Origin of the sequence: Leucobacter allii (genome assembly GCF_022919155.1) — a bacterium.
Taxonomy (GTDB): domain Bacteria; phylum Actinomycetota; class Actinomycetes; order Actinomycetales; family Microbacteriaceae; genus Leucobacter; species Leucobacter allii.
The window spans coordinates 714,455-734,010 of the sequence record NZ_CP095045.1 but is presented as its reverse complement, the minus strand read 5'-3'; the positions used below and the strand labels follow the sequence as shown (position 1 = coordinate 734,010).

Below are 19,556 nucleotides of genomic sequence, written 5' to 3'. Positions count from 1 at the left end.
TAAATTAACGCGCCATTCTCAATTTCTGCACCCAAACGAGGCAGGGGAATCCCGAAAATCGGGAAGTCGAGCGGGCGCGCCGAAGCGCTGGTGCCATCGACCTCGATCGACGGCACCAGCGCTTCGGCGTCTCGGCCCAGGGTCAGATGAGCGACTTCTCCGGGTCGCCGATCTCGAGCGGGAGCAGATCCCAGACGTCCGCGGGGTGCGCGAGCAGCGGCGCGAGCGCGGCGTTGAGGCGCGCGTTCTCGGGCTGCGCGAGATGCTCCTCCCAGATCTCGCGGCTCTCCCACCGCTCGACGACCATGAACGCGTCGTCATCGCGGTGCAGGGCGAATTTCTCGCAGCCCCGCTCCAGGAAGACGCCGGGCGAGAACCGACGGAAGACGTCGAGCAGCTCGTCCTCAGCGCCAGCGCGGGGTCGGAGCCGCACGATGACGATCAGCGGAGTCGGCATGTCGGGTGTTCCTTTCGTTCAGGACTTGGCGCCCTTGCGGCGCAGGGTGTCGATGAGCACGGCGAGCAGGATCACGATGCCCTTGATGATCTGCTGGTAGAAGGACTCGACGTTGAGCAATGTCATGCCGTTGGACAGCACGGCGATGAACAGGGCGCCGATGAGGGTGCCGACGAGCGACCCCCGTCCGCCCATGAGCGACGTGCCTCCGAGCACGATCGCCGCGATCGCGTCGAGCTCGTACCCGGTGCCGAGATCGGGAACCGCGCTTTCGAGGCGCGCCGAGACGATCAGCCCCGCGATTCCGGCGCACAGGCCCGCGATGATGTAGACGGTGAAGATCACGCGCCGGACGGGGATGCCGCTGAGTCGCGCGGCCTCTTCGTTGCCGCCGATGGTGTAGACGTGGCGGCCGAAGACGGTCCGCTCGAGCAGGAACCAGCCGACGATGTAGACCGCGAGCATGACGAGTGCGGCGACGGGGATGCCGAGGAGGTGCCCTTGGCCGATCCAGGCGAAGTCGACCGATGGCGGCACCAGGGTCGTCCCCCCGGTGCCCACGTAGACGATGCCGCGCAGATACGTCAGCGCGGCCAGCGTCACGATGAAGGCCGGAAGCGCGAAACGAGCGATGAACACGCCGTTGATGGCCCCGATGGCGGCTCCCGCCGCGAGCGCCACGACGACGGAGACGAACCACGGCGCCCCGCTGTTCGCCGTGACGATGGCGGCCATCGCGGTCACTCCGAGGGCGGACCCCACCGACAGATCGATGCCCGCCGTCAGGATGACGAACGTGCCGCCTGCCGCGAGGATGGCGATGGCGGAGACCTGGCGCACGACTTCGAGGAGGTTGCGGGTCGTACCGAAGTAGGGGGCGATGATGGCCATGACGACGATCAATGCGATGAGCGCGACCAGGATGCCCAGGACGCCGCTGCGGGTCAATGAGCTGAACCTCGACGGCGCGCGATCGGCGGACCGTGGAGCGGTCTCGGGTGTGGTGGTGAGAGTCATGGGGCTACTTCCGTGAGTGAGTGATTCGTCTCGGGCGCCAGGCCGAAGGCGTGCGCCATGATGGTTTCCTCGCTGAGATGCTCGGCGGGCAGTTCCGCCACGAGCTTGCCGTCGCGCATCACATGCACGCGGTCGCTGAGGCCGATGAGTTCGGGGAGCTCGGACGAGACGACGAGGACCGCGACGCCCTCCTTCGCGCACTCGTCGATGATGCGGTAGATATCGGCCTTCGCGCCGACATCCACGCCCCGGGTCGGCTCATCAAGGATGAGCACGCGCGGCTTCGTCTCCAGCCACTTCGCGAACAGCACCTTCTGCTGGTTGCCGCCCGAGAGCGCGACGACGTTCTGCTGCAGCGACGCGTTCTTGATCTTGAGCCGGTCCCTCGCCTTCGCCGCGACCCTCCGCATGGTCGTCGGCAGGATGATGCCGCCCGTCGCCATACCCGGGAGCTCGGCGACGACGACGTTCGACGTGATCGACTGCTCGAGCACGAGACCCTGGGTCTTCCGGCTCTCGGGGAGCATGGCGACCCCCGCTCGAATCGCCGCGCTCGGCGACCCCCGCTTGAGCTCCGCGCCGTCGACCGTCACGGTGCCGGTGACGGCGCGGTCCGCCCCGAAGATCAGACGCAGGAACTCGCTGCGACCCGATCCGATCAGGCCGCCGATGCCGACGACCTCGCCGGCCCGCACCTCGAGGTCGATCGGTCCGATCTCCCGGCCGTCGCCGAGCGATTCCACGCGCAGGACGGTCTCGCCAGGCTCGCGACGACCGGTCGCGAAGAGGCTCTCGATCTTGCGGCCCACCATGCGGAGGACGATCGTCTCGGGCGTCGCCTCCTCCTTGCCGAGTGTGGCGATGTGCGCTCCATCGCGCATCACGGTCACCACGTCCGCGATCTGCTCGATCTCGTCCATGCGGTGGGTGATGTAGATGATCGCGGTCCCGGCGTCCCGCAGTTCTGCGACGATCCCGAGCAGCCGTTGCGTCTCGGTCGCCGAGAGCGCCGAGGTGGGCTCATCGAGGATCAGGATCCGCGGCTTCTGCGCCAGAGCCCGGGCGATCTCGATGAGCTGATGCTCCGCCACGGTGAGCTCGTCGGCGCGCGCGTGCACCGAGAACTCGGCACCGACGCGGTCGAGCTGCTCGCGCGCTCGGGCCGCGGTCGTCGCCCGGTCCAGCAGGCCCCAGCCCTTGCGGTGCTCCCGGCCCATCGCCAGGTTGTCGGCCACGGTGAGATTCGGAGCGACGAGGAGTTCCTGATGCACGATCGTGACCCCGGCCTCGTTCGCGGATCTGACGTCGAACGGACCGCGGCGACCGCCGATCTCCACCCATCCGCTGTCGGGCTGATGGATTCCCGCGAGCAGCTTCGTCAGGGTCGACTTCCCCGCACCGTTCTCACCGGCAAGGATATGCACCTCGCCCGCTCGAACATCCAGATCGACACCGCGCACGACCGTCGTCCCGTCGAAGGACTTGGTCACCGATCTCAGTGAGGCGACGACCGGATGCGACTCATTCGAGGTCATGCGCGATTCATCCCCAGGGCTCGTACTCGGCGACGTTGGAGGCGTCGATGAGGGTCGTGGGAACGAGGATCAGCGGCTCGGCTGCCTGCTCGCCCCCGACCAGCTTCATGCCCGTGTCGATGGCCTCCCGCATCAGCGCGGCGGGATCCTGCGCGGAGGTCGCCGTGATCATGCCCTGGTCCGCGATCACATCCGTGGCGTCGGCGGCCCCGTCGACGGAGGTGATGATGATGTCCGCCCCCTTCTGCTTCGCCGCCAGCATGACGCCGGCGGCCGAGGGATCGTTGATGGCGAAGAAGCCGTCCAGATCGGGATTCGCGGTGAGGATGTCGGTGGCGAGCGGAAGCGCCGAGTCGCGGCTGTTCTCACCGCGCTGGTCGGCGACGATCTCGATGTCGGGGAAGGCCTTGAGCGCCTCCTTGCAGCCCGCGACCCGGTCGTCGACCGCGGACACGGGCGTGCCGTTCAGGATCGCGATCTTTCCCGCGCCGTCGAGCTGCTCGGCGAGCGACTGGCAGGAGATCTCACCCGCCTGCGTGTTGTCGGTGGTGATGTTCACCGAGGCGTTCTTCGACTGATTGTCGACGCCGATCACCGGGATGCCCGCCTCCACGGCGCGTTTCACCGCGGGGCCGACGCCGTCCGTGTCGGCCGCATCCACGACGATGAAGTCGACACCCGAGGTGACGAACTGGTCGATCTGGTTCGACTGCTTCTGCACGTCCTCATCGGCGACCTGCGAGAGCACCTCGAGTCCCTGCTCCGCCCCGTAGGACTTCGCGGTCGCGGTCTCGGCTTGGAAGAACGGGTTGGTGCTGTTGGCAACGGTCACGCCGACGGTCAAGGCGTCCGCATCGCCGCTCGCGCCGCCGGTGCCGGAGCACGCGGTGAGGCCGAAGGCGCCGATCAGGGCGAGGCCCGCCAGGGCCGCTGCAGTCTGTGAGTGATTTCGCATGTGATTTCCTCGTGGGTGTTGTGGAGGACGAGCGACAGTGCTCGCCTCGGACATGGGTGGGACGTCTAGGCGGGGGTGAAGACCGACTTGATCTGCGCCGAATCGTGCAGGTTCTCGAGCGCGGCGCCGAAGTCGTCGAGACCGACTTCGGCGGTGACGAGCCCCTCGGTGCGCACGCTGCCGGACTGCAACGCGAAGAGCGCGCGCCCGATGCAGTTCGCCTGCGCGAAGGAGCCCCGGATCGTGAGTTCGCGGCTGAAGATCTCGTAGGGGCGGATCGCGGCGATCGCCGCCTCCTGGGCCAGGCCGTAGACGAGCACCGTGCCGCCGGTGCGCGTCATCCGCACCGCGAGCTCGAGCACGGAGACGCTACCGGTGGCTTCCACGACGGCGTCGAACCCCTCCGGGGCGATCTCGCGCAGCTGCGCCTCCGCCGCACCGGCGTTCGCGCGATCCATCAGTACCGTGTGCGCGGCGCCGTGGGCGCGGGCGACCTCGAGCTTCGAGGCCGTCGGTGCGGCGACGGTCACGCGCGCCGCACCGGCGACGCGCAGCAGCTGCGCGAGGATCAAGCCCGTCGGCCCCGCCCCGAAGACCAGCACATCGGCGGCGGGTTCGAGCGCGAGCACGTCGACGCCGTGCATGGCGCAGGCGGTGGGCTCGGTCAGCACCGCGACCTCGGGCGCGAGGTCGCCGATCGGGAAGAGCTTCTCGACGCCCGCCGTGAGGTACTCCGCGAATCCGCCGGCGCGATCGCAGCCGAGCGACCCGAAGTCGGTGCAGTAGCCGGGCCGGCCGCGCTTGCAGGCCGAGCAGTTGCCGCAGAAGATCGTCGGATCGACGACGACGCGCGTCCCGACGTCGGGGCCCGTGGTCCCGGGACCGTACCCGACGACCTCCGCGACGATCTCATGACCGGGAACGAGCGGGAACCTCGCGATGAAGCCTCCGTGCAGCAGATGCTCGTCGGTACCGCAGACGCCGACGCGCAGGACGCGCAGGAGAGCTTCCCCGTGCCGAGCGACGGGCTGCGGCACCGTCTCGAGGCCCCAGTCCCCTCCGCCGGTGAACACGACGGCCCGCATCGCGGCCCCAGTGGACGCATCAGTCATGAACTTGCTCCTTTGCACAGTGTGTCTTTCCGCTGAATTCGCATATTGCAGACATGATGTCCACTTGATGCGAATATAACCCGTTCCCCGCCGCGGAGCAAGTCCGCGGCCGAATTCGCAACCGGGGGCTAGTGTTCGACCCAATCGCGCGATCGTTCGACGGCTCGGGTCCACCCCCGATATCGCGCATCCCGCTCCTCCGCCGCCATCGCGGGCAGGTACTCGCGCTCCGTGTCGACGAAGCTCCTGAGCTCATCGACCGAGGCCCACACCCCGACGGCGAGGCCGGCGAGGAACGCCGCTCCGCGCGCAGTGGCCTCCATGACCGAGGAGCAGCGCACCGGCACGCCGAGCTGATCCGCCTGGAACTGCAGATGGAGCGCATTCGTCGCGGCACCGCCGTCGACGCGCAGGCTCGGCAGCGCTCGACCCGACGCCCGCACCATGACCTCGATCACGTCGCGATACGAGTAACTCATCGATTCGATGGCCGCGCGCACGATGTGCGCACGGCCCGCGCCCTGCGACATCCCGATGATCAGGGCCCTGGCGTACGGGTCCCACTGCGGCGAGGACAATCCCGAGAACGCGGGAACGAAGTAGATGCCGCCGCTGTCGGGCACCGTCGCGGCAATCTCCTCGCTCTCCGCGGCGTCCGCGATCACGCCGAGCTCATCGCGGAGCCAGCGGACGGGAGCGCCGGCCGCGAACAGCAGCCCCTCAAGCGCGTACGTCACCTGCCCGCCGAGCTTCCAGGCCACCGTCGTCAGCAGGCCCCCGTCGGAACGGGTCGGCGCAGAGCCGGTGTTCATGACCACGGAGCCTCCGGTGCCGTAGGTCGCTTTGACGGAACCGCTGTCGAAGCAGGCCTGTCCGAAGAGGGCGCCCTGCTGATCCCCCACGAGGGCGGCGAGCGGGATCTCGACCCCGAATCCGGCCTGCTCGCCCGTCACGCCGTACACCTCGCTCGTACCGCGCACCTCGGGCAGCACCGCCCGGGGAATCGAGAACAACTCCAGCAGCTCCTCGCTCCATGCGCACTCCCCGATATCGAAGAGGAGCGTGCGCGAGGCGTTCGACGCGTCCGTGACGTGCGCGCGGCCGTCGGTCAGCTTCCAAGCCAGCCAGGTATCGATCGTCCCGGCAGCGAGCTCGCCGGCCTCGGCGCGCGCCCTCGCCCCTTCGACGTTGTCGAGGATCCACCTGAGCTTGGAGGCGCTGAAGTACTTGTCGATCGGCAGGCCGGTCAGCTCCCTGACCCGGCTCCCCCGGCCGAGCTGCAGCAGGGCTTCGCAGTCCGCGGCGGTGCGTCCGTCCTGCCAGACCAGCGCGCGGTGAACCGGCTCCCCGGTCGCGCGATCCCAGACGACGACGGTCTCGCGTTGATTGGCCACACCGATCGCCGCGATCTCCGTCGCCGGCACGCCCGCGGCGGCGAGCGCTTCGTGCGCCACCGCCCGCTGATGCGACCAGATCTCATTCGCGTCCTGCTCCACCCACCCGGGGTTCGGATAGTACTGGGTGATCTCCCGCTGCGCGATTCCGGCGATCTCGCCGCGCCCGTCGACGATCACGGCGCGAACACTGCTCGTACCCGCATCGAAGGCGATGACATACGGACCAGCCATGGTGTTTCCACTCCCTTGTGCGTCACGGTTGCCCTTCGGGCTCGCGGTCAACGATGACGGATATTTATTCGATTTGCAAGATGATTCTCGAAAAAAGTTCGCCGAACCAATTCTCCGAGCTCGATCCATGAACTTACCCCATCCCCTGAAAGCGCATCGACATTCTGGAAAGTTCACTGATACTGAGCCGAATCAGGAGCCACTTGCGAAAGTTCATCGATTTATGCTTTGCTGTAGAAAATTCTTCGATCATCTTGATCGAGGTGTTCCCGAACGAAGGAGAGTTCACGTGACCCCCGATTACCTGCCCAAGGGCGGCACCGCACTGACCGGCAAGGTCGCCATCATCACCGGGGCCGCTTCCGGGATCGGAGAAGCGGTCGCCCGCGAGTACGCCGCCAACGGAGCGCGCGTCGCCATGATCGACACCGATGCCGCTCGCCTCGCGGAGGTCGTCGCAGACATCCGGGATCGCGGCGGCGACGTGCTCGGCACCGTCGCCGACGTCGTCGACGAAGCGGCGGTTCGGGCCTTCTTCGCCGACACGGTCGCGCGCTGGGGCCGCCTCGACGTCCTGGTCAACAGCGCGGGCCGCGATTCGCTGTCGCCCCCCGTCACCCAGGTCACGCTCGAGGAGTGGAACAAGACCATCGGCCCGAACCTCACCGGTGTCTTTCTCTGCTGCAGGGAGGCGTTTCTCGTCATGGAGCAGCAGCCCTCGGGCGGGCGGATCATCAACATGGGCTCGTCCTCGACGCGCGTCGCCTCCGGCCCCGGCCACAGCCCCTATCGCGCCTCGAAGCACGGGATGCTCGGATTCAGCAAGAACATCCTGCTCGAGGGCGTCGACAAGAACATCGGCGTGACCGTGCTGAACCCCTCGCACGTGCGCACTCCGATGACCGAGATCATCGACCAGGGCCTGTACGACGGTGACCTGCCGGCATACACGGACGGATGGCTCGACGAGAAGGAACTCGAGGAGGGGATCGCCGCGAGCTGCATCGATGTCTCGAACGTCGCTGAGGCTGCGCTCTACATCGCGACGCGGACCCCCGATGTCACGATCCCGACGTTCGCGCTCTACCCGACGCACAAGGCGCATCGCTACGGGATGGAGGTCTGATCATGCGGGCGGCAGTGCTGCGCGGGGTGCGCGAGATCGACGTCGTCGACGTCCCTCGACCGGAACGGACGACCCCCGATGCGATTCGCGTTCGCATCGCTGCGGTCGGGGTCTGCGGCTCGGATGTGCTGCGCTTCGCCGTGGGGAAGGGATACGGCTTCCCGCTCGTCCTCGGGCACGAGCTCTCGGGGATCGTCGCGGAGGATGCGCCGGATCACGGGTACCGCATCGGCGATCGGGTGGCGATCTTCCCCTGCCTGCCCCGGAACGACGACCCCATGTCCGAGATCGGCGAGTACGCGCTCGGCGACGACTACGACTACTTCGGATCGCGCCGCGACGGCGGGCTCCAGGAGGAGTTGAGCGTGCCGCCGCGGAACCTGTTCCGCTTGCCCGAGCACGTGTCCCTCATCGAGGGCGCGATGATCGAGCCCGCGGGCGTGGCCCTCCATGCCGTTCGTCGCGTCGCGATCCCGACCAACGCGACGGCGCTCGTCATCGGGGCGGGACCGATCGGGCTGCTCGCAGCGCAATGGCTCCGCGTGCTCGGCGCCGTGCGCGTCGTCGTCGCCGACCTCGATCCGCGCAAGCGCGCGATCGCCTCGGGGCTGGGATTCGAGACGCTCGAACCGGGGGACCGCGGCACCGACGAGCTGATGATCGAGCTCACCGCCGGGCGCGGCGCCGACATCGCGGTCGAGGCCAGCGGTCGTGCGGTCACGCTCCGGCAGGCGATCACCGCGACCGCGCACCGCGGCCAGGTGGTGCTGCTCGGCGATCTCGCCGATGATCTCGAGCTGCCCAAGGAGCTGGTGTCGCGGATCCTCCGCCGCGAGCTCACGCTGCTCGGCACGTGGAACGCGAAGATCACGCCTCGCGGACAGAGCGACTGGGACATGGTGATCGCCTCGATCGGACGTTCCGTCAACGTACGCGATCTGGTCAGCAGCGTCTCGGAGCTCGAATCGGCTCCCGAGGTGTTCGCCGGGCTCGCCGACCGCAGCGGCTGGTCCAACAAGACGATCTTCGCCGTCGCCCCCGAGGCCGTGGAGGAGATCGCCGAGTTCCGCTCGTCGGCGTCGTGGACGGCGGAGAGGCGATGAAGACCGCGGTGTTCTCGGGGCCAGGCCGGCTCGCCGTCGAGGAGCGCCCGATCCCGGAGCTCGGAGCAGGCGATCTGCTGCTGCGCGTGCGCGCGGCCAGCATCTGCGGCACGGATCTCCGCATCCTCCGACACGGGCATTTCAAGCTCCCCGAGGGCACGCCTCGCGTGCTCGGGCACGAGGTGGCCGGAGAGGTTGCCGCGGTCGGCGATCGCGTCACCGGTTTCGGGGTCGGCGACCGCCTCGCGGTCGCGCCGAACATCGGGTGCGGCGCGTGCGCACTCTGCGCGCGCGGCCGCAATCAGCTCTGCCCGGACTACGAAGCCTTCGGCGTGACGCTCGACGGCGGCTTCCAGGAGTACATGCTGGTGCCCGCGCGCGCCTTGGCGCGCGGCAACGTCTTCCGCGTGCCGAGCACCATGCCGCTCGACGTCGCGCCGCTCATGGAACCCGCGGCCTGCTGCCTGCACGGTCAGCGCGCGGTCGGCATCGGCCCCGGGGACGACGTGGTGATCATCGGCGCCGGCCCGATCGGCTGCCTGCACGCGCTCCTCGCCAAGCGGGCAGGCGCGGCTCGCGTGATCATCGCGAATCGCCGCCAGTCGCGTCTCGATATCGCGGGCAGGCTCGGTGCCGACGTGCTGATCAACGCGACCGATGCCGACGTGCACGACGAGGTCATGGGGCTGACCGACGGTCGCGGTGCCGACGTGGTGCTGACCTGCGTCTCCTCGCCCGAGGTCATCGCGGGGGCGACCGACCTGCTCGCCCGCGCCGGCAGGCTCAACGTCTTCTCGGGGCTCGGCGATGCCGCGCGTCCGCAGATCGATGTGAACGCGCTGCATTACCGCGAGATCGTCATGACGGGCACCACGGGGGCGCGCAACCAGGACTTCGCCGACGGGCTCGAACTGCTCGCCGACGACTCGGCACTGCTCGCCGAGCTCGTGTCGCGACGATTCGGGCTCGAGGACATCGCCGCGGCCGTGGCGCACGCGACGTCGGGGTCGGGCATGAAGCCCATGATCACGTCGCCCGGCGCATCGGATCCGGCGTGACCCGCGCATAGACTCGAGGCGTGGACGACATGGCGAACGACACCAATCTGCTGCACCGCGTCTCGCACGCGTCGGGTTCCCTGAGTCCTGCCCTCCAACGCGTCGCCGAGGTGATCCTCGCGTCACCCGAGCAGACGCAGGCGAGCTCCTTGAGCGAGCTCGCGGCGCGGGCCGGAGTCGCCGATTCGACGGTCTCCCGCTTCATCCGCGAGCTCGGGATGGACGGGTTCAATCAACTCCGCCTGGGAATCGCGCAGGCGATCTACTCGCGCGGCCCCGATCTCGACGAGCTCGGCCCGCAGCACGTCTACGAGGGCGTGCTGCGGGACGACCCGGTGGAGCAGGTCCTCGGGAAGGTCGCCTACAGCAGCATGGAGTCGCTGCGCCGCACGGCGGAGCTCGTCTCCCCCGATGCGATCGCGCAGATCATCGAGCTGATCCATGACGCGTCCGTCGTCCAGTTCTCCGCCATGGGCGCCTCTGCGACCGCTGCGGAGAGCGCCATCATGCGATTCGTGCGCGCCGGGAAGCGCTGCCAGTTCTTCCGCGATCAGACCGTCCAGTCGATGGGCGCAGCCTCCCTGGAGGCCGGAGACGTGCTCATCGCGATCTCGGACTCCGGGGAGTCCGACCCGATCGTGTCCTCGGCGGACATCGCGCGCCTCCACGGCGCCGCCACCGTCGCCATCACGTCGAACGTGTCGTCGAGCCTCGCCCAGGTGTGTGACCTGGTGCTGCCCACCGCCTCCTCATCGGCGAGCAGCGCGGTCTACGGGGAGAGCGTCACCGCGAAGTGGGGGCAGCTCCTCGTGGTCGACGCGCTGTACGCCTCCTACGCCACGCGCTTCTACGACGAGACCGCGGTGTACCTCGAGGAGGGGTACCGATCGGTGATCCGGCCGAGCCGCACCGGGGGCCTCGCCGCAGGTCACGCCGGCTGACGGCAGACCCACCGGGCGCGTCCGGCCTGCGCCGCGCCTCTTCGCCCATCACGACGGCACGGAGGCGCCCAATGCTCGCCGCAAAATAGACAGTTTGTCCGCCATGCAGGAAGTATGATGGTATCGGTGATCGGCTCGGGCGCCGATCCCGCCCACGAGACACGCCACCCGACTCAAGGAGGAAGACAGTGAGCGATTCCCACCGCGCACGAGCGCTGAGATTCACGGACAAGCATCGCGTCGACATCGTCGAGGTCGACGTGGAGCGGCCCGCGCCGGGTGAGGTGCTGATCGAGGTCAGAGCCGCCGGCCTCTGCGGCAGCGACATGCACTACTACCACATGACCCCGGAGGAGATGCAGCAGGGCGCCCAGCCGCGCGACCCGAGGATCAGCCCGGGCCACGAGATCGCAGGCGTGGTCGTCGAGACGGGCCCCGGAGTCGGATTCCCCCGCGTCGGTGACCGCGTCTTCCTGATGCACTACTCGGGATGCGGCTCCTGCGAGTTCTGCCGCGTCGGCCTGCACCAGCACTGCAAGATCGACATGGGGGTGTACTCCCGCACCCGCAACGGCGGCATGCAGGAGCGCGTGATCGCGGACGCCGCCGACTGCGTCTCGCTTCCCGACGACATCGATTTCGCCACCGGTTCGTTTCTCGCTTGCGGCGCGTCGACGGCCTACTGCGCCCTGAAGCATGCGCAGGCGGCGCCCGGGGACACGGTCTTCGTGGTCGGCGCCGGCCCGGTGGGCCTCGCCGTCCTCGCCTGGGCGGCGGCGCTCGGCTTGCGCGCCGTCGCCACCGACATGAGCCCGGAGCGCATCGCGTTCGCGAAGTCCCTCGGGCACGCGGAGGTGTTCCTGGGATCCGAGTTCGACCTCGACGCGGTCATCCCGGGCGGCGCCGATATCGCCATCGACACTTCGGGAAACCGATTCGGCCGGGATTCCGCGGTGCGGTCCGTCCGCGACTTCGGCACCGTCGTCCTCGTCGGCCTGGGCGGCTCCCTCGAGCTCGACCCCGTGCCGGACATCATCCTGCGGCAGCTCACGATCCGGGGCCTGTTCGTCTTCAGCGTGCCCGAGCTCATGGAGGCCTCGCAGCAGGCGGTGGCGCGCGGCGTCGGGCTCTCCGAGATCATCACCCGCGTCGCCCCCCTGGACGAGGGCGCGCGGGCCTTCGCCGACTTCGCGAACGACGCGGTCGGCAAGTTCGTCCTGCAGCCGTAGCCGGTACGCCGACGAGCGAGGGCTCGGCGGGAGAGCTTCCGCTCTCCGGCCGAGCCCTCGCTCGTCGGCCGTTCCGTTCAGCCGCGGATGCCGCGCAGCACGATGCTCTTCACCTGCGTGTACTCCTCGAGCGACGAGAGATATCCCTCGCGACCGAGGCCGCTCTGCTTGTACCCCCCGAACGAACTGCCATCGGGGCGGTAGTTGTTGGAGCCGTTGATGGAGACGAGGGCGGCCTCGAGGCGATCGGCGATCCGGTACGCCCGGTAGATGTCCCGCGAGAACACGGCGCCGGTGAGCCCGAACGAGGAGCTGTTCGACACGCGTACCGCGGCGTCGTCGTCATCGACGACGATCACCGAGAACACCGGGCCGAAGACCTCATCATCGGTGGCGATATCGCAGGTCTCGGGGACCCGCAGGATCGTCGGCTCGTAGTGGGCCCCTCGGCGGACTCCCCGGAGACGATCTCCGCCCCCTGCGCGAGCGCCGCGGCGACCTGGGCCTCCACGCCGGCAGCGGCGTCCTCGCTGATCAGCGGACCGACCTTGACCCCGGGTGCGGGGCTGTCGCCCGTGACGCCGACCTCCGCGAGCCGGGTCCGGAGCCGAGCGATGAATGCCTCGGCGATGCTGCGATGCAGCACGATCCGCTTCGTCGCGCAGCAGACCTGACCGTTGGCGAGCAGGCGACCGTTCAGCGATTCCTCGACGGCGTGATCAATGTCGGCGTCATCGAGGACGAGAAGCGCGTCATTGGCGCTGAGCTCCATGAACGTCCGGGTCATGTTGCGCGCGGCGTTCTCCGCGATCATGACCCCCACGCGGCTGCTCCCGGTGAAACTGATCGCCCGGATCAACGGGCTGGCCGACAGCTCCGGGCCGATCACCGACCCCCGACCGTTCAGCACGATGAGCGCCCGCGTCGGGACGCCCGCGGCGTGCAGCAGCGCGGTCATGCGATTCCCGACGAGGGGATTCTTATCAGCGGGCTTCACGACGACCGCGTTGCCGCCCGCGAGGCCGGCGGCGACCTTGTGCGCGTAGAGCTCGGCGGGGAAGTTGAACGCCACGATCGCCGCGACCACACCCAGCGGCTCGTGCTTCGTGAGCATGAGGTCGCCCTCGAGTCCCGGCTGCCGATCGAGGGGGATGGCATCACCGAAATGCCGCAGGGACTCGCGCGCGAACCCGCGGAAGATGCGCGCGGCTGCCGCGATCTCAGCGCGCGCGTCGGAGATGATCTTGCCCGTCTCGCGGGTCAGCAGTTCGGCGATCTCCTCGTTCTGCTCGTCGAGCGAATCCGCGAACCGCTCGAGGATCGCGGCGCGGCGGTGCGCCGGCAGCCGCGACCACTCGGCGAACCCCTGCTGCGCCTCCTCCAGGGCCCGGCGCGTGCTCTCCGCGTCGTCCGCGGGCACGTGCGCGATCACCTCCCCGGTCCACTTGTCGTGCACCGCGAACATCTCCTGCGGCGCGCCCGTATCGATTCCCGTCATTTCCTCGACTCCTTCGTTGTGCTGGAAACGCAGTGCCCGGCCAGTGATCCGAGCATCGGCAGTTCAGTTTCTCACACAATAGGCAGTTTGTCCGTTTTGCAGAGCGATGCGCCTGAGACCGAGAACCCGCCAGCCGCACGGCACGGCCGCCGGAGTCTGCAGGGCGGTCGGAGCTGGTGGGGCCGGCGGTGCCGGCGAAGCGGATGGGGCCGTTCAGCCGAGCAGGCGATCCGCGGCGCGGGCCACGCGTCGGGCGAGCGACTCCTGCTCCCCGCGAATGGCCTCCGCGAGCCCGCCGACCGAGAGGCAGCCGACGAGCTGCCCGTCTCGCATCAGGGGCACGCCGAGGGCACCGACGCCGACCGTGACGTCCTCATCGGACAGCACGTACCCCCGCGCACGGTTCGTCTCGGCATCGATCCGCAGTGACGCCGTGTCGGCGAGCGTCCGGTCGGTGAACACCGGCCAGTCCCCGTGCTCGAACACCCGATCGGCGAGCGGTCCGTTGAAGGCCAGGAAGCACCGGCCCGCGGCTCCGGCGTTGAGCGGCAGGGACCGCCCCGGCCGCAGCTCGAGCAGATCGATGCCGCTGCCCCGGGCCCAGGCGACGCAGGTGGCCATGTCGCCATCGGGAACGGTGAGGTATGCCGTGAGGCCGGTGTCGTGCGCGACCTCCTCGAGCACGCCCTGCGCCCCGGACCACTCGGTCAGGCCGAGCGCCGCCGCGTCGGCGAGGCGCAGCCAGCGTCGATGCAGCCGCACCCGCGAGCCGGCGGCTGCCGCTGCCGGCTCCACCAGCCGGATGGAGACCAGCGCATCGACCAGGCGATAGACGCTCGACCGCGCGATGCCGGTCGCCGTCGCGATCTCGGCGGGCGACAGCGCCCCCTCGCGCGACAGCAGATCGATGACGGCGGTCGCGTTCGCGAGCACCTTGTTCGGCTTGACCGCACTCATTCCGCCGACCCTCCGATTGCTTCCGCCGACCCTCCGGCTGCTTCCGCCGTGCCGCATCCGAGCGTCGCGCTGATCTCCCTGGCGGTGGCGCGCACCTCATCCACCGCGGCGCCGCCATCCTCGACGATCCACTTGCGCAGCCCGCTGATGGACACGGCGACCTCGAGCTCGCCGCGATGATTGAACACCGGCGCGCTGATCGAGGCGACTCCGGGGGTCGAGCTGCTCTCGGCCAGGCAGTAGCCGGCTTCTCGGATCTCTGCCAACTCCTCGATGAGACTCTTCCCCCCGCGGTCGCCGAGCTCGAAGCGCGAGATCACGCTCCTCGCCTCGGGAGCCGGGAGGTGGGCCAGCAGCACACGTCCCGCCGCACCGCCCCACAGTGGCATCGAATCCCCGAGACGCGAGGCAGCCGTCTGCACGTCCGAACGCGAGATGCGCTCGATGCAGACGGCCGCGTCCCCGCGACGCACCCACAGCAGCACCGTCGCACCGGTGACGCGGGAGAGCGCGTAGAGCATCGGTCCGGCGAGTTCCCGCACGTCGAGTTGGGATTCCAGCATGCCGCCGACCCTCAGCGGCAGAAAGCCGAGGCGGTAGAGGCCGCGCTTGGCCCCCCGCGAAGCGAGGCCGACGGCGGTCAGGCTCGCGAGCAACCGGTAGGTGGAGCTGACCGGCTCCTCCACGGCCTCGGCGAGGCGCTGCACCGAGCATTCCCGCTCCCGCTCGAGAACGCTGAGGACCGCATCCGCCTTGAGCAGGATGTCCATGGAGGGGGCAGCAGCACTGTTCGCCATTGCAAGATCTTCCCACAATTGCCGCACGAGAGACGGCTGCATCGCGTCGAGTCGCCGACGTGACGCAATTACATCCCACAAACTAGACACATTGTCCATTTTAAGATATTTTGAACAGACACACCGGGCCATCCGCCGTCCGCCCGGTGGCCAGCGAGCGGAGTGAGCGGAGCCCATGACACCTGAGAAACCAGCGCGGCCCTCGGACGACGAGCTCGCGGCACTGTCGCGGGAGGGCCGCTGGCGGGTCATCAGCACCGTGGCGGCGAGCGGCGCCGGCCACATCGGCGGACCGCTGTCCGCGATGGATCTGCTCATCTCGCTCTACTTCGGCGAGCTGCGCATCGATCCGGCGCAGCCGCAGCACCCCGACCGCGACCGGTTCATCCTGTCCAAGGGCCACAACGCGATCGGCCTCTACAGCGTGCTCGCCATGCGCGGATTCTTCCCGCTCGATGAACTCGCGACGTTCGACCGGGGCGACTCCCGATTGCAGGGGCATCCGGACATGAAGCTGACCCCCGGGGTGGACGCCTCGAGTGGTTCCCTGGGCCAGGGCCTCTCCGCGGGAGCGGGAATGGCGCTCGCCGCACGCCGTCTCGGGAAGACGTTCCATACCTGGGTCATGCTCGGCGACGGAGAGCTGGAGGAGGGGATGGTGTGGGAGAGCGTCATCTCGGCCCCCCGGTACGGACTCGATAACCTCACCGCGATCGTGGACCTCAACGGGCTCCAGCAATTCGGGTGGCCGAGGCAGGAGCACGATCGCTTCGACCGGAGCGAACCGATGGGGCACACGGACCTCGAAGCCGTCTTCACCGGCTTCGGCTGGCGCCCGATCCGCATCGACGGCCACGACTTCGGGGCCATCCGACGAGCCTTCGACGAGGCCACCGGCGCCCGCGGTTCCGACGGACGCCCGTCGGTGATCCTCGCGGACACCGCCAAGGGGCGCGGCGTCTCCTTCGCCGAGGGCGCATACCGTTGGCACAACGGCGTCGCCACCGATGCGCAACTCGCTGTCGCCCACGCCGAGCTCGGGTTCCCGGACCCGCAGCCCGAGCCCCCGAAGGAGTCGATCCGATGAGATCCCAACGACAGGTCTGGGGCGACACGCTCGTCGAGCTCGTGCGCGGCGACGACCGCGTCGTCGTCATCGACGGCGATCTCGCGACGTCCACGATGGCGAGCAGGGTCGCGGAGCAGCATCCAGACGCGTTCATCCAGGCCGGTATCGCCGAGCAGAGCATGGTCGGCATGGCCTTCGGCATGAGCACGCTCGGGTACCGGCCGTGGCTCTCGAGCTTCGGCGTCTTCCTGACGCATCGCGCACTCGATCAGGTCCGCATGCTCGTCGCCCAGACGGGCGCCCCCGTGCGCATCGCGGCCTCGTACGCCGGGCTGCTCAACGGCTCGAGCGGCAAGACCCATCAGGACATCGAGGATCTCGCCATCATGCGCGCGATGCCCGGAATGACGGTCGTCGCGCCCGCCGACGAGTTCGAGGCGGCAGCGGCGATCCGCTGGGCCGACACCTTCGCGGGCCCGGTGTACCTCCGGCTCGCCCGCGACGCCGTTGCGCCGGTCTTCGACTCCGACTATCGCTTCGAGCTCGGCGCCGTGCGCACGGTGCGCGAGGGCGCCGACCTCGCGCTGGTCTCCACCGGCGTCCAGACCTCGCGCACACTCGCTGCCGCCGAGCTCCTCGAGGCCCACGGCATCTCGGCTCGCGTCGTCCACGCTCCGACCATCAAGCCGTTGGATCCCGCCGGGCTGCTCGCCGCGGCCGGCGGAGCCCCCCTGGTGATCTCCGTCGAGGAGCACACCGTCATCGGCGGTCTCGGTTCGCTCGTCGCCGAGCTCTTCGCCGACCACGGCGTGACGACACCGCTCTTCCGCATCGGCCTCGCCGACGAGTGGTCGGAGTCGGCGCCCAACGACTTCCTGCTGCACAAGCACGGTCTCTCCCCCCGCAGGGTCTGCGAGCAGGTGCTCGCACGCCTGCGGCAGTAGACGATCCCCCGCACGCATCTCCCAGCACGAGTCACACGAGAAAGCACCAGCGCCATGGAAACACCGACCGTACTCATCACCGGAGCCGCGCAGGGCATCGGCCACGCCACCGCCGCGCTGCTCGCCGACCGCGGCCATCGCATCGTGATCGCCGACCTCCAGCAGGAGTCCGCGACGACCGCGGCTGCAGCGTTGAACGAACGGTTCCCCCGCGCCGAGCAGCACCTCGGATTCGGGGTCGACGTCGCCGACGAGACCAGCGTCGCAGCGCTCTTCGAAGCGCTCTCCGCGCAGACGGAGTCCCTCCACGGCCTGGTCAACGGCGCGGGGAATTTGATCCGCGGCGATGCGGAGACGTACGGCACGGAGGCGTGGCGCCTGCAGCTCGAGATTCATCTCACCGGCGCGTTCATGCTGAGCCGCGGGGCGTTCCCCCTGCTCGCCGCCGGCGGCGGCAGCATCGTCAACATCGCGTCCGTGGGGTCGACGTTCGGCCTGCCCGGCAGGGTCGCCTATGCGACCGCCAAGAGCGGCATCCTCGGCCTCACGCGGACCCTGGCCGTCGAATGGGGCGGCAACGGGGTGCGCGTGAACGCCGTCGCCCCCGGGTACGTGGCGACCGAGATGGTCCAATCGGGCATCCGGAACGGCACGCTGAGCACCGAGAAGCTGTTCGCCCGCACGCCGCTCGGTCGCCTCGCCGATCCGCGCGAGATCGCGAGCGCCATCGCGTTCCTCCTTTCCGACGATGCCTCGTTCGTCCACGGGGAGGTGCTCCGCGTGGACGGGGGCGTGACCGTCGACGGCACCTTCTAAACGGTCGCAGGCGGGGTCGAGTCGCTCGCCGAGGCGGAGCACGCGGGCAGCGCACGCGATCCGGGAATGAGCGGCCGCGGTGCACCCACCTGACCGGATCGTCGGCGTGCGGCCCGAATGCACATCATCCCCGGGTTCGCGCCGCCGGCGAGACTCGCCGCCCCATGAGGCGTGCGCGCGCTGATCGAGCACCGGCGGGGTGAAGCGCCGCCGGCTGTCCCATGCCCCGTCCGCCGAGAACGGATCCGGCACCGTCGGTCGGCAGCGTCGAGGAGCGCTTGACGGGCTACCCCTCGCGCACCTCCGTCGACTCGCGGTGCACGATGCGCCGCGAGTGCACGCGAGCCGCGAACGCCGGCTCCCCGGCGATGCCCGCCATGATCGCGTCGAGCGCGTCGCCCGCGATCGCGTTGACGTCACCGCTGAGCGAGGAGAGCGACGGCGTCAGGTACGGGAGCATGTCGACGTCCCCGTAGCCGATCACCATCACGTCCTCGGGCACGCGCAGTCCCAGTTCCCCGAGCGCTCGCAGCGCCCCGAGCGCGAGCTCATCGTTCACGCAGAAGATGAGACCGTACCGACGCAGCTCGTGCGCTCGGGAGGCGGCCTCCGCGTACCCCGCGGCGTAGTCCATCGGGCCATCGAGGACGACGAAGCTCGAGTCGCGCAGCAGCTCCGGCCTCGCCTCGAGGGCGCGTCGCACGCCTTCGCGTCGCTGATCGCTGAGGAAGGATCTCCTCGAGCTGCCGAGGAAGAGCACCGGCCGACCGCGTCGTTCCAGGAGTTCCTCGGTCGCCGCCGCCGAGGCGGCGACGTCATCGAAGGAGACCGTCGGCCACGTCGCATCGTCCAGTCGCTGGCCGATCACGACGAGCGGCATGCTGCCCGCGAGTCGATGCAGGGAATCGCTGACCTCCGCCTCGTCGAGGCGATCGCCCGTGGCGAGGATCATCCCGGCCAAGCGCAGGCGCCGGGCGCTCTCGGTGTGCTCGATGAGCACGCGGCTGCTGTGCTCGAGGTCGTAGACCACGGTCGTCATGCCCCGGGCGGTGACGGCACGACGCAATTCACGGATGAGCTTCACGTACCAGGGCTGCGAGATGCTCGCGACGGCGATGCCGATCGCGTCGCTGCGGCCTCTCCGCAGACTCGACGCCGACGCATTCGGGGAGAACCCGAGCCGCTCGATCACCTCGAGCACGTGGGCACGGGTGTCCTCGGAGACCCGCTCCGAGCTGTTGAGCACGCGGGACACCGTCGCCGTCGAGACACCCGCCTCACGGGCGATGTCGATGACACCGATGGACTTCATGA

The 19,556-nt window shown here is 69.2% G+C and carries 17 protein-coding genes and 1 pseudogene; 8 read left to right on the top strand and 10 right to left on the bottom strand.

Annotated features, from left to right (window positions below):
* Positions 1-142 precede the first annotated feature (142 nt).
* The 6 genes from MUN78_RS03230 to glpK form a co-directional block, all read right to left on the bottom strand.
* A complete protein-coding gene (locus MUN78_RS03230; protein WP_244728770.1) occupies positions 143-457 on the bottom strand; it encodes a putative quinol monooxygenase in 315 nt (104 codons plus the stop codon).
* A gap of 18 nt (positions 458-475) precedes the next feature.
* Entirely contained in the window at positions 476-1,405 is a 930-nt protein-coding gene (locus tag MUN78_RS03225) for an ABC transporter permease subunit (protein WP_244728768.1), read from the bottom strand.
* A 65-nt stretch (positions 1,406-1,470) separates the two neighbouring features.
* Complete coding sequence (locus tag MUN78_RS03220) at positions 1,471-3,009, bottom strand: sugar ABC transporter ATP-binding protein (RefSeq protein ID WP_244693125.1); 1,539 nt, start codon at positions 3,007-3,009, stop codon at positions 1,471-1,473.
* A gap of 7 nt (positions 3,010-3,016) precedes the next feature.
* On the bottom strand, positions 3,017-3,964 hold the full coding sequence (locus MUN78_RS03215; protein ID WP_244728766.1) for a substrate-binding domain-containing protein: 948 nt from the start codon (positions 3,962-3,964) through the stop codon (positions 3,017-3,019).
* A 65-nt stretch (positions 3,965-4,029) separates the two neighbouring features.
* Entirely contained in the window at positions 4,030-5,076 is a 1,047-nt protein-coding gene (locus tag MUN78_RS03210; protein WP_244728764.1) for a zinc-dependent alcohol dehydrogenase family protein, read from the bottom strand.
* Positions 5,077-5,204: 128 nt separating this feature from the next.
* Positions 5,205-6,704 (bottom strand): glycerol kinase GlpK, encoded by a 1,500-nt coding sequence (gene glpK, locus MUN78_RS03205; RefSeq protein WP_244728762.1) that lies wholly within the window; start codon positions 6,702-6,704, stop codon positions 5,205-5,207.
* Between the two features lie 289 nt (positions 6,705-6,993).
* On the opposite strand from glpK, the gene MUN78_RS03200 reads away from it, so the two are divergent.
* From MUN78_RS03200 to MUN78_RS03180, 5 genes are all read left to right on the top strand, one after another.
* Complete coding sequence (locus tag MUN78_RS03200) at positions 6,994-7,830, top strand: SDR family oxidoreductase (RefSeq protein WP_244693119.1); 837 nt, start codon at positions 6,994-6,996, stop codon at positions 7,828-7,830.
* 2 nt (positions 7,831-7,832) lie between these two features.
* Entirely contained in the window at positions 7,833-8,933 is a 1,101-nt protein-coding gene (locus MUN78_RS03195) for a galactitol-1-phosphate 5-dehydrogenase (protein ID WP_244728760.1), read from the top strand.
* Complete coding sequence (locus MUN78_RS03190) at positions 8,930-9,991, top strand: zinc-dependent dehydrogenase (protein WP_244728758.1); 1,062 nt, start codon at positions 8,930-8,932, stop codon at positions 9,989-9,991. The genes MUN78_RS03195 and MUN78_RS03190 overlap by 4 nt, the downstream gene beginning before the upstream one ends.
* Before the next feature lie 29 nt (positions 9,992-10,020).
* Positions 10,021-10,932: a MurR/RpiR family transcriptional regulator gene (locus MUN78_RS03185; RefSeq protein WP_244693979.1), complete on the top strand. Its 912-nt coding sequence runs from the start codon at positions 10,021-10,023 to the stop codon at positions 10,930-10,932.
* A 188-nt stretch (positions 10,933-11,120) separates the two neighbouring features.
* Positions 11,121-12,161 (top strand): alcohol dehydrogenase catalytic domain-containing protein, encoded by a 1,041-nt coding sequence (locus MUN78_RS03180; RefSeq protein WP_244728756.1) that lies wholly within the window; start codon positions 11,121-11,123, stop codon positions 12,159-12,161.
* 77 nt (positions 12,162-12,238) lie between these two features.
* Here MUN78_RS03180 and MUN78_RS03175 read toward each other — a convergent pair.
* From MUN78_RS03175 to MUN78_RS03165, 3 genes and pseudogenes are all read right to left on the bottom strand, one after another.
* Positions 12,239-13,626, bottom strand: a pseudogene (locus tag MUN78_RS03175) (aldehyde dehydrogenase family protein).
* A 246-nt stretch (positions 13,627-13,872) separates the two neighbouring features.
* Positions 13,873-14,616, bottom strand: a complete 744-nt coding sequence (locus tag MUN78_RS03170; protein ID WP_244728755.1) for an IclR family transcriptional regulator — start codon at positions 14,614-14,616, stop codon at positions 13,873-13,875.
* Positions 14,613-15,512 carry an IclR family transcriptional regulator gene (locus tag MUN78_RS03165; RefSeq protein WP_244693109.1) on the bottom strand — a complete coding sequence of 300 codons (900 nt, stop codon included), beginning with the start codon at positions 15,510-15,512 and terminating at the stop codon, positions 14,613-14,615. The genes MUN78_RS03170 and MUN78_RS03165 overlap by 4 nt, the downstream gene beginning before the upstream one ends.
* 76 nt (positions 15,513-15,588) lie before the next feature.
* Between MUN78_RS03165 and MUN78_RS03160 the strand changes: the two genes are divergently transcribed.
* The 3 genes from MUN78_RS03160 to MUN78_RS03150 are packed head-to-tail and all read left to right on the top strand — an operon-like array spanning position 15,589 to position 18,242.
* On the top strand, positions 15,589-16,500 hold the full coding sequence (locus tag MUN78_RS03160; RefSeq protein ID WP_244728753.1) for a transketolase: 912 nt from the start codon (positions 15,589-15,591) through the stop codon (positions 16,498-16,500).
* Positions 16,497-17,426, top strand: a complete 930-nt coding sequence (locus MUN78_RS03155) for a transketolase family protein (RefSeq protein WP_244728751.1) — start codon at positions 16,497-16,499, stop codon at positions 17,424-17,426. Before MUN78_RS03160 ends, MUN78_RS03155 begins: the two co-directional genes overlap by 4 nt.
* A 54-nt stretch (positions 17,427-17,480) precedes the next feature.
* A complete protein-coding gene (locus MUN78_RS03150) occupies positions 17,481-18,242 on the top strand; it encodes an SDR family NAD(P)-dependent oxidoreductase (protein WP_244728749.1) in 762 nt (253 codons plus the stop codon).
* Between the two features lie 286 nt (positions 18,243-18,528).
* Here MUN78_RS03150 and MUN78_RS03145 read toward each other — a convergent pair whose 3' ends face one another.
* The gene (locus MUN78_RS03145) at positions 18,529-19,554 is read right to left on the bottom strand and encodes a LacI family DNA-binding transcriptional regulator (RefSeq protein WP_244693103.1); all 1,026 of its coding nucleotides are present in this window, start codon (positions 19,552-19,554) and stop codon (positions 18,529-18,531) included.
* Between the last annotated feature and the right edge of the window lie 2 nt (positions 19,555-19,556).

Excerpts from the sequence above, each read along its gene's own strand:
- MUN78_RS03230 (WP_244728770.1), bottom strand. The coding sequence starts at position 457 with ATGCCGACTCCGCTGATCGTCATCGTGCGGCTCCGACCCCGCGCTGGC.
- MUN78_RS03220 (WP_244693125.1), bottom strand. The coding sequence starts at position 3,009 with ATGACCTCGAATGAGTCGCATCCGGTCGTCGCCTCACTGAGATCGGTG.
- MUN78_RS03215 (WP_244728766.1), bottom strand. The coding sequence starts at position 3,964 with ATGCGAAATCACTCACAGACTGCAGCGGCCCTGGCGGGCCTCGCCCTG.
- MUN78_RS03210 (WP_244728764.1), bottom strand. The coding sequence starts at position 5,076 with ATGACTGATGCGTCCACTGGGGCCGCGATGCGGGCCGTCGTGTTCACC.
- glpK (WP_244728762.1), bottom strand. The coding sequence starts at position 6,704 with ATGGCTGGTCCGTATGTCATCGCCTTCGATGCGGGTACGAGCAGTGTT.
- MUN78_RS03195 (WP_244728760.1), top strand. The coding sequence starts at position 7,833 with ATGCGGGCGGCAGTGCTGCGCGGGGTGCGCGAGATCGACGTCGTCGAC.
- MUN78_RS03190 (WP_244728758.1), top strand. The coding sequence starts at position 8,930 with ATGAAGACCGCGGTGTTCTCGGGGCCAGGCCGGCTCGCCGTCGAGGAG.
- MUN78_RS03185 (WP_244693979.1), top strand. The coding sequence starts at position 10,021 with ATGGCGAACGACACCAATCTGCTGCACCGCGTCTCGCACGCGTCGGGT.
- MUN78_RS03170 (WP_244728755.1), bottom strand. The coding sequence starts at position 14,616 with ATGAGTGCGGTCAAGCCGAACAAGGTGCTCGCGAACGCGACCGCCGTC.
- MUN78_RS03165 (WP_244693109.1), bottom strand. The coding sequence starts at position 15,512 with ATGGACAATGTGTCTAGTTTGTGGGATGTAATTGCGTCACGTCGGCGA.
- MUN78_RS03160 (WP_244728753.1), top strand. The coding sequence starts at position 15,589 with ATGACACCTGAGAAACCAGCGCGGCCCTCGGACGACGAGCTCGCGGCA.
- MUN78_RS03155 (WP_244728751.1), top strand. The coding sequence starts at position 16,497 with ATGAGATCCCAACGACAGGTCTGGGGCGACACGCTCGTCGAGCTCGTG.
- MUN78_RS03150 (WP_244728749.1), top strand. The coding sequence starts at position 17,481 with ATGGAAACACCGACCGTACTCATCACCGGAGCCGCGCAGGGCATCGGC.
- MUN78_RS03145 (WP_244693103.1), bottom strand. The coding sequence starts at position 19,554 with ATGAAGTCCATCGGTGTCATCGACATCGCCCGTGAGGCGGGTGTCTCG.